We start from the raw sequence: 12,325 nt of genomic DNA, 5'->3' as shown, positions 1-12,325 counted from the left end.
TTGAAGAGGCGGCCTATCCCGCCTCTTGCTCTTGTGCACTTGTGGCTTGGATATCACCGCTTTCACTTTCCATCTGCTTGAGGTGCTCACCGACTTGCTGTAGCTGGTACATCTGCCGGTAATAGCCATTTTTCCCCAACAGCTCATGGTGGGTTCCGCGCTCTACCGCTTCACCATGGTGCAACACCAATATTTCATCGGCTTCCATCACCGTCGACAAACGGTGGGCAATCACGATCACACTCATATCCCGGCGCAACTTGTTCAGTGCTCGCTGGATATCACGCTCGGTACCGGAGTCAATATTGGCTGTTGCTTCATCGAGGATCAGGATTTTCGGCTTGCTGTACCATACTCTTGCCAATGCCAGTAATTGTTTTTGCCCAGCCGATAGATTAGCTGCACCACTGCCCAGTAGGGTATCCAAGCCATTTTCATAACTGCGGATTTGCGCTGCAAGCCCGACGGCTTCCAGTGCCTGCCAAGCGGCATCGTCTTCAGTTCCATCAGCCGAAGAGTTGCTCAGGGTGATATTCTCCCGCACTGACGCACTGAGAATATGCGGATCCTGCTGAACCATCGCTATCCCGGAGCGCAACGCGTTATGAGACAGGCTCGTCAGCGGCCGGCCATCAAGGAGTATTTGCCCTTCCGCTACCGGGTAGAACCCCATCATCAGCGAGGCCAAGGTGCTCTTGCCACTGCCGGTGTGGCCGACCAAGGCAAGGAATCCACGGTGCGGTATCGCCACATTGATTCCCTTCAGAATGGGCTGCTTACCATCATAGCTAAAATCAACCTGACGACATTCGAGCTTTCCAGTGGACAACGGCGCAGCATCATTGCCATACCCCTGCTGCTCGGCATCGATAAAGCCAAATATACGCTCACTGGCCACCAGCGCCTGTTGCAGTAATGACAGTTGCTGGGTCAGCTCAATCAACGGCTCGGTCACCCGCCCCAGATAACTGATGAAGGCGTACAAAACCCCGACACCAATCAGCTCCACGCCACTGACACCGAACAAGGCGACCAACGAGAGCAACGCCACACCGGAGAGAAAATCGATCAAAGGCCGCAACATAAAGCCGTTTAGCTTGATGACGCTGCGCTGCGCGTCAAGGTGGCAGGCTGTCAGTTCAGAAAATTGGTTGTAGAAGGTCTTTTCTTGCCGCATCAGCTGGATCAAACTCATGCCCTGGATCGATTCACTCATCGAGGCATTGATATCAGCCAGCAGGTCACGCATTTTGCGGTAGGCATCCGAACTACGGCGCTGATACAACACCATGATCCCAACAACCACAGGAAGCAGCACCAATACCACCAAAGTCAGCCGCCAACTCAACAGCGCCATTGCCAACAGCATCACAAGGATCAAGGTAATATTCTTAAGTGCCGTCCCAATGACATGAACATAAAAGTCCTTGAGCGACTCGGTGTCGTTGGTGATGCGTGAGATCAGCTTGCCTGATGGCATATAGTCAAACGCCGACAGCGGTTGGTTGAGGATCCGCGTAAACAGCTGTTTACGCACCGTCTGCACGACACCAACCGCCAACTCATTAAATCGTAATGCCTGCAAATACCGCAGCCACGCCGTGGCGATCATCAAACCGATATAGCCCGCTGCTAGCGTAACCAACTCGGCGGTTGGGAAGCTGTCCTTGGCAATGTTGTTATCGATAAAATGCTGGATCAGCCAAGGCCCCGACACATCGGCTATAGAGGCCAAAAACAGTAAACCAAGCGCTGCTGTCAGCTGCCTTTTGTCTGCCAGTGCATAGTTCAACAAGCGTGTAAACGTTGACCGTTTTATGGTGTCTTTTTCCATTATGCGTCCTCCATCGCCTGCTCTAATTTCTGGTAGCGGTACATTTCTGCATACCAGTTATCCTGGGCCAGCAAGCTTTGGTGATCCCCTTGCTCACTGATCCGGCCCTGCTGAAGAACCAATGTCATATCGGCCTCTTCCATTGCCGTTAAGCGGTGGGCAATCACAATCACGGTCCGCTTTTGCTGGCCGCGCAAATTGGCGAGGATATGGTGTTCAGTCTTGCCATCCACCGCCGACAAGGCATCGTCCAGTATCAGGATTTCTGCCTCCAGCAGTAAGGCGCGCGCAATGGCGATCCGCTGTTTCTGGCCACCCGATAAGGTGATCCCTTTTTCACCGACCAAGGTCTGGTAGCCTTCGGGGAACTGCATGATATCTTCGTCAATACAGGCGGCTTCCGCCGCGGCACGGATCGCCGCCATACTGGCCTGCGGCTTGCCTAGCGCAATATTGTCAGCAATGGAGCGGGAGAATAAGAACGGTGACTGGCTCACGACCGCAAAACGGCTACGCCACTGCGAGAGATCAGCTTGCTTGAGTTCAACATCGCCATACTTGATCTGTCCATGCTCAAGCTCTTGCTGTCGCAGTAGCAACGCCAACAACGTCGACTTACCGCTACCGATCGGCCCGGCAATTCCCAGCATCTTGCCACTTGCCAAGGAAAAGTGAACATCAATGAGTGCCGGCTGGGCCTGCCCAGGCCAAGCAAAACGATCAACTGCAACGGTCACCGCCTGCTCGCTTTGCGTCAATGGTTGTTCGCCGCTGACAATATCCGGAGCGTCGTCAAAGATATCCGCCAACCTTTTCCACGCCGCCGAGCCACGTTCAAGGATATTGAACAGCCATGCCATGGCCAGCATCGGCCAGATCATCAAACCTTGGTATAGCGTGAACGCCGTCAGATCACCCAACGTGAGCCGCTGCTGGCTGATCAAATAGGCGCCGCCAGAGATACTGAGGAAAAACGACAGCCCAATGGCAATTTGAATCACCGGATCAAATTTGGCATCCACCCGCGCCACCGCCAGATTTTTATCACCGACATCATCGACAACACCGGAAAAATCTTGTTGTTGACGCTTTTCCAACCCAAACACGCGGATCATCCGCACCCCATTAAGGCTCTCCTGGGTTTTGTTCGTCAGGTTAGAAAATGCGGCTTGTGACAGAGAGAAGCGGCTATGTAGCTGGCGACCGAGGAAGAAAACCACAACGGCCATCAACGGCATTGGCAACAAGGCCAATATCGTCAGCTCCCAGCTGATGAAAGTGGTCATGACAAACAATACGGCAATGCCCGTGATAAGCGAGTCAGCAGCCGTCAACACTCCCTCCCCAGCCGTCATCACCACCGCATTGACATCATTGGTCGAGCGGGCCATCAAATCGCCGGTTTTATAGCGCTCAAAAAAAGAAGGGGAATGGGATGAGAAATGGCGATACAAACGGTTACGCAGCACGGTACCCAGTTCATACGCCGCGCCGAACAACCAGCAACGCCAAATAATCCGCAGAAAATAAACAACCAGCCAAACTATTACCAAGCCCATCAGCCAGCCGAGCATGACAGTCGGTGTCATACTGCCGCTAACGACACCATCGACAACCCAGCCGATCGCTTTGGGTGGCAACAGCTCAAACAGGGAAACAAGGACTAAGATACCGATGGCACCACCATAGCGCCGCCACTCCTGGCGGAAATACCACCTTAACTGCCAAAATATTTGCATCTGCCCCCTCCCTGCCATGTTAAGCCATTGTTGCAGGTAATATTATGCTGCCACTCCCTCTTTAATTTCAATAACTTATAACGTTAACAATGCGATTTGGAATTTCATCCTGATTTTTATCCCTTCACATTCCAAAGCACTGACATATCGCGAGCCAGCCCCTTGATACGGAGGCAAATACCCTATACCGGCAATGCGGTGGTGTACTTCAGTGGCTCCATGGCAAACGTAGAAGTGACATTGGTCAGCCCCTCAATACTATTGACCAGTTTCTTGTAAAACAGATCAAACGCAGACATATCGGCGACTTGCACCTTCATCATGTAGTCATACTCACCGGCCATGCGGTAGAACTCCATCACCTCGGGGAAATCGGATACGGTGTCGACAAACTTGTGGTACCACTCCTTGGAGTGATTACTGGTTTTGATTTGCACAAAAGCCGTAAACGATAAGCCGAGTTTTACCGGATCGAGCAAGGCAACCCGCTTGCGTAAAATACCACTCTCTTCAAGTCGCTTAAGTCGCTTCCAGCACGGCGTAGTCGTAAGATTTACCGCTTCAGCCAACTCAGCTAAAGCCAAGGTGCCATCTTGTTGCAATAACCGAAGAAGTGTTCTATCTGTTTTGTCTAGATCAGCCAATTTGTTTTACCTGAAAATTAAGTTTTAGAATAATTTTCTCTATTTTAAGTGAACAGGAGTAAATTTGATAAAGTTTTTTTCTGCTCTTCGTCATACATTATCACCATAATATAAACAGTCAGACACAGCGTAAAAGGACCCCCTATGAGCCACGACCCACAATGGATCCACACCGCGATCCGCAAAATTGAAGCCGACTTCCAACGCTCTGCCGATACTCACCTGATCAAGTTGGATATTCCTTCTCTGGAGGGGATTGATATCTACCTAAAGGATGAAAGCACCCATCCAACCGGTAGCCTCAAACACCGCCTGGCTCGTTCTCTGTTCCTGTTTGCCCTGTGTAATGGTTGGATAGGCAAAGATACCCCGGTCATTGAATCCTCTTCAGGCAGTACCGCGGTGTCAGAGGCCTATTTTGCCCGTCTGCTTGGCTTGCCATTTATTGCCGTCGTACCACGCAAAACGGCACGTAAGAAAATCGAGCAAATCGAGTTTTACGGCGGTCGTGCGCATTTTGTCGACAGCCCAAGCGAAATCTATGAAGAATCACGCCGCTTGGCAAAAGAGCTCAACGGTCACTACATGGATCAGTTCACCTACGCTGAACGGGCTACCGACTGGCGGGGCAATAACAACATTGCCAACAGCATATTCGACCAAATGAAACTCGAAGAGCACCCTATCCCTAGTTGGGTGGTCATGAGCCCGGGTACCGGCGGCACCTCAGCGACCATTGGCCGTTATATCCGTTACCAAATGCATACCACCAAGCTGTGTGTGGTTGACCCGGAAAACTCAGTGTTCCACCAGTACTACAAGACCCGTGATACTTCGCTGACCGGTGACTGTGGAAGCCGTATCGAAGGGATTGGCCGCCCACGGGTAGAGCCAAGCTTCATCCCCGATGTGGTCGATGAAATGCGCACTATTCCTGATGCTGCCAGTATTGCCACGGTGCATTGGCTGGAAAAACTGCTTGGCCGCAAGGCCGGTGCATCAACGGGAACTAACTTGTACGGTGTGTTGCAGTTGGCGAGCGAAATGAAAGCCCGCGGCGAGACCGGCTCGATTGTCACCTTGCTATGTGACAGTGGTGAACGTTACCTCGATACCTATTTCAACAATGAATGGGTTGAAAGTAACATTGGTGATATCAGCAATTATCTCGACCAGCTCGAACAATTTGAGCAAACCGGTAAACTGAGCTAACTCCCTCGTTTTCATCTAGCCGCAGCAATGACCTCGACAAGAGCTGCGGCTTTTCATCACAGAGCTTTTTTCTTTGCCACTGCTGCGGTAGCATGAGCCTGCCAATAGAGAACCTGCTGTTGGCCTATCCTTATTTCAATAACGGATAGTCCCTACCGACTGTTTTTCGGTACGACAACAACATAGGATAACTTTTCATGCGCAAAGCCGTAGTAGTATTTAGTGGCGGCCAAGACTCCACAACCTGCCTGATCCAAGCCATGGTCCATTATGATGAAGTGCACTGCATTACATTCGATTATGGCCAGCGTCATAAGCTGGAAATCGAAGTGGCTGAATCTGTCTGTAAAGAATTGGGCGTTAAAGCGCACAAAGTCATGGATGTGGGCCTGCTCAATGAACTCGCGATCAGCTCTCTGACCCGTGACAATATCCCTGTGACTCACGAGTTGCAGGAAAATGGCCTGCCAAACTCGTTTGTTCCTGGCCGTAATATTCTGTTCCTGACCCTTGCCGGCATTTATGCCTACCAGATCGGTGCAGAAGCGGTGATCACCGGTGTTTGTGAAACCGATTTTTCCGGCTACCCGGATTGCCGTGACGAATTCGTCAAATCGCTTAACCAGTCGCTGGTATTGGGGATGGACCGTGCACTGAAGATTGAAACCCCGTTGATGTGGCTCAACAAGGCTGAAACCTGGGCGCTGGCCGACCAGTACGGCAAACTCAACTTCGTCCGCGAGAAAACCCTGACCTGCTACAACGGTATCATTGGTGATGGCTGCGGTGACTGCCCGTCATGCGACCTGCGCAAAGCCGGACTTGATGATTACCAAGCTAACCAAAGCAACATCATGGCAGAGCTTAAATCCAAGCAGCAGGCTGGTGCAGCTTAATAACTGTCATTCGCTGTGTCGAACAAATTAATATTACCGGGAGTGGGGTTTACCTCGCTCCCCTATTATTTAAACCCAGCCACTATAAGAAATAGAACTATCAACACTGTTTCGAGGCATTTAACACTTTTGGCTAAAACAGAATATATTTCTCAGCCGTTTTGGATGACACTTCATTTTTCCTTTCAATAATTAGTTCACATATTCAATAGTTCAACCTAACTCAATGTTTGTTATTTTTTAATGCTCAAAATAAAGACAATTTATTATTGTTCTAGGTGCATTATGAATAACACTTCCATTCCCATCCTGACCCCGCTTCGCGGTATCGCAGCCACCTGCGTCGTGCTTTTTCATGCTCGCTTAATCCTATTCCCGCAATGGATGACACCACTCGCTGAATATACCCATTTAATTGAGAACGGCTATCTATGGGTTGATCTCTTTTTTATCCTAAGTGGTTTTGTGATGATGCATGTATATAAGTCGACATTTTCCCTGTCGGTTACACCTGCTGGCTGGGGGAAATTTATGTGGTTACGGTTTTCCCGGATCTACCCATTATTCATCATCACGCTGCTGGTATTAATTGCCTGGGAGAGCTTTAAAGCGAGTAATGGAATTGGCTTTTACGGTGGTGCACTATTCGATAAATGGGGAATGACTGGAATACCCGCCTTTGAGGGACCGTTCAACCGCTCGGAAGCCTTACTTCCCAATATATTGATGCTACAAGGTGTTCTCGTCAAAGATTTGTCTTGGAACATTTCGTCATGGTCATTGAGTGTCGAATGGCTGAGCTATATGGTCTTTCCTTTCCTAGTGCCTATTTTGCTACGAAAAAGACTCTCATACCTTATCCCAGTAATATTTGTCATTGGCTTACTGTACATCAACCACGCAAAAGGCTCCCTTGATGTTACAGGTGGCATGTTGGCCTTTATCAGGGCAATAACCAGTTTTGCAATGGGCGCCTGGCTGTATACCTTCCGCCTTTCAGCCCCAAAGCAAGCCTTTCTGAACAATGACTTACCCCTGCTGGCTATTTTTGCCGCCTGCATCGGTATACTTCATTTTCCTAAAGGGGGCTACCACAATGTCATGGCTGTCTCAGCCTTCGCCTTGTTGGTCTTCGTGTCGGCACTGCAAACCGACAGAACCACAGCGGTATTCAAACTACTGGATAACCGATTTACCCGTTTTCTAGGCGATATCTCCTATTCGCTTTACCTGTGGCACGCTGTTTTATTGCTTGCCGGTATTGAAATCGTGCATTGGGTCTTTCCCGATCAACTCGCAGCATGGTACAGCCAAACCAGTTGGCTGGCTGCCACTCTTGGCGGGGTAAGCTTCATGACTCTTGCCATCGGCATTTCAACACTGAGTTATTACTATTTAGAAAAACCTGCCATGCGAGCACTAAGGGCACGTGTGCATCGAAACACTACGGCTAGTTCGGTCTAGCCGCCTAACACCTCACACACCGCAAACAAGTAGCTTACTGATTTTAAAGGGTGGGTGTTTTCACCCTTTTTTTACCTTTCCCACTTTACAGTACATTAAACCATAAAATAATGCCGTGCTTTCCCTGCGGCTGCCATGTACGACGAGTGATCCCCATGCAGGTTCGACCCGCTTTCCTATTACCACTGGCTATAACCGGTCTAGCCATTCCTTGTTCTGTCAATGCGGCCGCCGACGGGCAAAGTCCAGTAGAAACAGATCCCCCTTTCTACCCTGACCGCCAGCAGGCCGAGCAGGGGCTAGCTGAATACGATAAAGCGATTGAAACACTAGAGGCCCAGCCAAGTAGCGACAGTAACGATGAAGCCATTACCGATCTCGGCTACGCCAAGCGCCAATATATTGAGGTCAACGGCCTGCCCATGTTCACTTTCCTCGGTGGCCCGGCCTACACCCCGGAGCAGGGGATCCTGCTTGCCGCCGGCGGACTGTACTCATTCAAGACCGAGCGCCAGCAGCAAAGCCTTCAGCGTTCGAACGTTTCGCTTTTTGTGGTCGGGAACTATGTCGATAACCAAATTGGCTACGGCTTGCGAGCCAAGCACAACCTGTTTTGGGATCACAACAACATCCAGTTCATCGGAGAATGGAATGCTGGGGTCCAAAGTAAACATTACTGGGGGATCGGCTATGACAAAGGCCAGCAATTTACCCTTGGGGATGAAACAAAACAAACAGTACTGAGCAATAACTACCATGGTGATCTGGCCTTTCGGATCCATGGTAACTGGTTTGCCGGCCCGTCATTGGCGCTGGATTACTACTCGCCACAAGACGATACCGATCCCGCCTCTGCCATTGACGATCCCAATTATGCAAAATTCAAAGACAGGCCATTTATTCTCGGCTTAGGTGCCACGCTGGCCTATGACTCGCGCGATGTGGCCGTTAACGCTTGGCAAGGACAATATGCCAAGGCTACTTATCTCGTGTTTAACGAAGCTATCGGTAGCCAAGCTAACTTCGAGCAGCTGCAACTTGAGCACCGCTATTATTACAGCCTCAGCCCCGGTCAAATCTTAGCCAGTTTTGCCCAGTTCCAACAAAGTTACGGCGACACCCCATACTATGCGATGCCAACCCTCGGCGGGCCGAACTCACTGCGCGGCTACTACATGGGCCAGTACCGTGATAATACCGTCGCCGAACTGACTGGCGAATACCGCCACACGTTCCGCCGTCAAAATGGTGGGCTATCCAACCACGGAATGACCCTGTGGAGCGGGGTCGGCTTTGTTGCTGACAAGGTATCGTCGCTGAGTACAAACCCGTTGTTCAGCTATGGGATCGGCTATCGCTACCAAGTCCAACCAAGAATGAACGTTCGCCTCGATCTCGGCTTCAGCGAGCATGGCGCCGCGTTCTACTTTAATTTCACTGAAGCATTTTGATCTGAGGCACCACTGTGAAACACTCCCTGTACTATTACCCTCTTTTGGCCCTTCTTTCAGCGAGCTCAGCGCTGGCAAAAAGCGAATTCACAGCCGCTCAGGCGCAAGCACAGCAGAATGTCGACGATCTACATTGGAGTGGGCTCCCCATCTTCGGCGACAAGGCCCGTGAGCTAGGTTATGAATTACCGATCCCGGTTGGTTTCGGGATCTACATGAATACTCAGGAAGTCGACTACATCGCCGAAAATGACTTCAATATCTTGGCCCACGGCGGTACTTTGGGGCGCCTTTGCGGTTTTGGTGGCGGCCGAGGAGCCAGCACCCAGCGGGGAAAACCCGCGCCCCAGCCACCGCAAAGTAGCAGCTGTGCAATGAGTATCCCGGCTGAGAACGTCAGTATTACCGGCAAGGATGAAAGTATTCAGCTCCGTCTGGACGCTTGGGTTTTCCCATTCATGAACATCTATGGGCTGGCAGGCTATACCCGTGGCTCGAAGAACATTCTGGCAGATCTATCTGATGTGACCATCAATGGCCGAGAAACCAACGGGATCAATGCAACGCTACCACTTAACTTGGAATACGAAGCCTACAACCTCGGCTTGGGTACCGTATTGGCGACCCAGTTCCAGCCCATTGACAGTATCCAACCCATCATCGTTACCGCCGTTGGGGCAATGACCAATTCCTGGACTACGACGACCGACAGCACCATCAAAACCTATATCGGCGCCCTGAAAGTGGGTCAACGATACGATCTGCCACATGGTAAGCTGACCCTGATGGGAGGCTACACCTACCAGATGATCCAGCAGAATGTCAGTGGCTCACTGGATCTCGGTGGTACCGAGCTTGATGGCCTCGCTGATACCATTGACTTCGATGTTGATCTAAAGAGCAAGGAAAGCAATAACATGGCTGTCACCGCCGTGTACGACTTCGGTGATAATAACGAGTGGATGATCTTTGCCGAATACGGCTTCCTTAACTGGAACCAGCTAACCTTCTCAGTAGGACGCCGGTTTTAGTCGCGCTCGCCCCATAAAAAAACCGAAGCCTTGGCTTCGGTTTTTACTCTCTAAGTACCGCTTTGATCAATCGCGGTAGAGCGAAAACTCATCAGCACACTCAAGCAGCTGCTCACGGGTCATCATGAACACGCCATGGCCGCCGTTTTCAAACTCAATCCAGGTAAATGGAAGATGCGGGTATTGCTCTTCCATATGGATCATCGAGTTGCCCACTTCGCAGATCAGTACACCGTCTTCTTTCAGGTAATCCGGCGCGTTGGCCAAGATACGGCGAACCAGCTTCAGACCATCGGTACCCGCAGCAAGGCCCAGCTCAGGCTCATGGCGGAACTCATCCGGTAGGCTGTCCATATCTTCCTGATCAACATACGGTGGGTTAGTCACGATCAGGTCGTATTGGTCTTTTGGTACATCACGTAGCAAATCAGAGCGCAGTGGGATCACCTGCTGCTCCAGACCGTGGTCCTGGATATTCTGCTCGGCAACCGCCAGCGCATCAGTCGAGATATCAACGACATCGACTTCGGCTTCCGGGAAAGCATGGGCAGTGGCAATACCGATACAGCCAGAACCCGTGCACAGATCCATGATGCGGGTCGGGCGTTCTTTGAGGAAAGGTTCGAAGAAGTTTTCGATCAACTCACCGATTGGCGAACGTGGCACAAGCACACGCTCGTCGACAAAGAATTCCATGCCACAGAAGTACGCTTTGTTGGTCAAGTAAGAAACTGGGGTACGTTCATTGATACGGCGGATCACTCGCTCAACAATACGGTGACGCTCGCTGCTGGTCAGGCGTGAATGACGGACTTCTGAAGGGACGTCAAGAGGTAGATATACCGTTGGCAGAACAAGCTGAACGGCTTCGTCCCACGCATTGTCTGTACCGTGACCATAAAATAGACCGGCAGCATTGAAACGGCTAACCGTCCAACGTAGCATGTCCTGCAATGTATGAAGTTCGTTGACAGCTTCGTCGACAAAAATCTTATCCAAAATAGACTCCGAATGGCGCTACAATACCGCTATAAAGTTGTTGGAATTTCACTATGAGCAAAAAAGATACTAACCTGGACGATGATCTGATGCTCTTCCAGGAAGCGGTTAAGGGCGTAAAAAAGATCACCAATGATACCATAATCACGCCTCGCCGACAGGGTCCAAAGAGTGATAAGCCGAAAGTCTCGGCAAAAGAGACGCAAAATCACGAATTTTACTTCTCTGACGAGTTTGAACCTCATCTCAACGAGAATGGCCCGACCCACTATGCCCGTACTGGTGTCTCCAAGTATGAGGTCAAGAAATTACGCCGTGGGGTGTATGTGCCGGACATGTACCTAGACATGCACGGGATGACCCAAAAAGAAGCCAAACGCGAGTTGGCGGCGATGATTGCGGCCTGCATCAAGGAAAAGGTCGCCTGTTGCTGTGTCATGCATGGCATCGGCAAGCATATCCTCAAACAAAAAGCCCCTATGTGGCTGGCACAGCACCCTGACGTGATGGCTTTCCACCAAGCTCCGCTGGAATTTGGTGGTGACGGGGCCCTATTGGTGCTGTTGGATATTCCGGAAAGATAGTCGCTTAGTCGCTGGGTTATGGATATCGGGGGAGAGCCCTACCGCCACTCTCTGGCGACTCTCTCCCCTTTCACTGTACCAATCAAATGAACTCAGCTTATCCGTAGTTGAATTTCGCCAATGAGCCCACGTTGATCACCTGGCCTTCAACAATCAAGGTCACTTCCCCACTGCCACAGATATTCAACCGTGTTTTAACAGCCTGCTCACTGTAATAGTGTTCGCAGCTACCGTTACGGGCACTATCGATTCGCGAGAAAATAGTGATCCCACCAGGGTTAAACAGGCTTTGCGGTGAAGCAAACGTCAGGGTACTCCCTGACTGTGAAATGTGCATATCTTCGGTGACGCCATTGGCCCATTTGATGGCTCCGTTGGCATTGATACTCGGGGCTGGCGGCATTTGCACACATCCAGCAAGCAGTGCGACACCCATCGCAAGGGATAACTTGGCTTTCATCAGAACGTCTA

General features: G+C 50.7%; 11 protein-coding genes. 6 read left to right on the top strand and 5 right to left on the bottom strand.

Annotation, left to right across the window (positions count from 1 at the left end; all coding sequences use genetic code 11):
• Positions 1 to 13: 13 nt before the first annotated feature.
• The 3 genes from L4D79_RS18735 to L4D79_RS18725 form a co-directional block, all read right to left on the bottom strand.
• Positions 14 to 1,834, bottom strand: coding sequence for an ABC transporter transmembrane domain-containing protein (locus L4D79_RS18735; RefSeq protein ID WP_428653111.1), 1,821 nt, complete (start codon positions 1,832 to 1,834; stop codon positions 14 to 16).
• Complete coding sequence (locus tag L4D79_RS18730; RefSeq protein ID WP_428653109.1) at positions 1,834 to 3,573, bottom strand: ABC transporter transmembrane domain-containing protein; 1,740 nt, start codon at positions 3,571 to 3,573, stop codon at positions 1,834 to 1,836. Before L4D79_RS18730 ends, L4D79_RS18735 begins: the two co-directional genes overlap by 1 nt.
• A gap of 182 nt (positions 3,574 to 3,755) precedes the next feature.
• Positions 3,756 to 4,217, bottom strand: coding sequence for an Lrp/AsnC family transcriptional regulator (locus L4D79_RS18725; RefSeq protein WP_428653107.1), 462 nt, complete (start codon positions 4,215 to 4,217; stop codon positions 3,756 to 3,758).
• Between the two features lie 144 nt (positions 4,218 to 4,361).
• On the opposite strand from L4D79_RS18725, the gene L4D79_RS18720 reads away from it, so the two are divergent.
• From L4D79_RS18720 to L4D79_RS18700, 5 genes are all read left to right on the top strand, one after another.
• Positions 4,362 to 5,429 (top strand): PLP-dependent cysteine synthase family protein, encoded by a 1,068-nt coding sequence (locus tag L4D79_RS18720; protein ID WP_428653106.1) that lies wholly within the window; start codon positions 4,362 to 4,364, stop codon positions 5,427 to 5,429.
• A 197-nt stretch (positions 5,430 to 5,626) separates the two neighbouring features.
• The gene (queC, locus tag L4D79_RS18715; protein WP_428653105.1) at positions 5,627 to 6,325 is read left to right on the top strand and encodes a 7-cyano-7-deazaguanine synthase QueC; all 699 of its coding nucleotides are present in this window, start codon (positions 5,627 to 5,629) and stop codon (positions 6,323 to 6,325) included.
• Between the two features lie 285 nt (positions 6,326 to 6,610).
• Entirely contained in the window at positions 6,611 to 7,789 is a 1,179-nt protein-coding gene (locus L4D79_RS18710; RefSeq protein ID WP_428653104.1) for an acyltransferase family protein, read from the top strand.
• A 155-nt stretch (positions 7,790 to 7,944) separates the two neighbouring features.
• Complete coding sequence (locus L4D79_RS18705) at positions 7,945 to 9,240, top strand: BamA/TamA family outer membrane protein (protein ID WP_428653103.1); 1,296 nt, start codon at positions 7,945 to 7,947, stop codon at positions 9,238 to 9,240.
• 14 nt (positions 9,241 to 9,254) lie between these two features.
• Positions 9,255 to 10,271 (top strand): hypothetical protein, encoded by a 1,017-nt coding sequence (locus L4D79_RS18700; protein ID WP_428653102.1) that lies wholly within the window; start codon positions 9,255 to 9,257, stop codon positions 10,269 to 10,271.
• Between the two features lie 66 nt (positions 10,272 to 10,337).
• Here the strand turns inward: L4D79_RS18700 and prmB are convergent, their stop codons facing one another.
• Positions 10,338 to 11,270: a 50S ribosomal protein L3 N(5)-glutamine methyltransferase gene (gene prmB / locus L4D79_RS18695; RefSeq protein WP_428653101.1), complete on the bottom strand. Its 933-nt coding sequence runs from the start codon at positions 11,268 to 11,270 to the stop codon at positions 10,338 to 10,340.
• A 53-nt stretch (positions 11,271 to 11,323) separates the two neighbouring features.
• Between prmB and smrB the strand changes: the two genes are divergently transcribed.
• Positions 11,324 to 11,854: an endonuclease SmrB gene (smrB, locus tag L4D79_RS18690; RefSeq protein ID WP_428653100.1), complete on the top strand. Its 531-nt coding sequence runs from the start codon at positions 11,324 to 11,326 to the stop codon at positions 11,852 to 11,854.
• A 97-nt stretch (positions 11,855 to 11,951) separates the two neighbouring features.
• Here smrB and L4D79_RS18685 read toward each other — a convergent pair whose 3' ends face one another.
• Positions 11,952 to 12,314, bottom strand: coding sequence for a hypothetical protein (locus L4D79_RS18685; RefSeq protein ID WP_428653099.1), 363 nt, complete (start codon positions 12,312 to 12,314; stop codon positions 11,952 to 11,954).
• Between the last annotated feature and the right edge of the window lie 11 nt (positions 12,315 to 12,325).

It is taken from the genome of Photobacterium satsumensis (assembly GCF_050336935.1).
Taxonomy (GTDB): Bacteria; Pseudomonadota; Gammaproteobacteria; order Enterobacterales; family Vibrionaceae; genus Photobacterium; species Photobacterium satsumensis.
The sequence above is the reverse complement of the archived record's forward strand: the minus strand, read 5'-3'. Positions and strand labels throughout refer to the sequence as shown.

Bases quoted from the DNA above. Each gene is read 5' to 3' on its own strand.
- L4D79_RS18735 (WP_428653111.1), bottom strand. From the start codon at position 1,834: ATGGAAAAAGACACCATAAAACGGTCAACGTTTACACGCTTGTTGAAC.
- L4D79_RS18730 (WP_428653109.1), bottom strand. From the start codon at position 3,573: ATGCAAATATTTTGGCAGTTAAGGTGGTATTTCCGCCAGGAGTGGCGG.
- L4D79_RS18720 (WP_428653106.1), top strand. From the start codon at position 4,362: ATGAGCCACGACCCACAATGGATCCACACCGCGATCCGCAAAATTGAA.
- queC (WP_428653105.1), top strand. From the start codon at position 5,627: ATGCGCAAAGCCGTAGTAGTATTTAGTGGCGGCCAAGACTCCACAACC.
- L4D79_RS18710 (WP_428653104.1), top strand. From the start codon at position 6,611: ATGAATAACACTTCCATTCCCATCCTGACCCCGCTTCGCGGTATCGCA.
- L4D79_RS18705 (WP_428653103.1), top strand. From the start codon at position 7,945: ATGCAGGTTCGACCCGCTTTCCTATTACCACTGGCTATAACCGGTCTA.
- smrB (WP_428653100.1), top strand. From the start codon at position 11,324: ATGAGCAAAAAAGATACTAACCTGGACGATGATCTGATGCTCTTCCAG.
- L4D79_RS18685 (WP_428653099.1), bottom strand. From the start codon at position 12,314: ATGAAAGCCAAGTTATCCCTTGCGATGGGTGTCGCACTGCTTGCTGGA.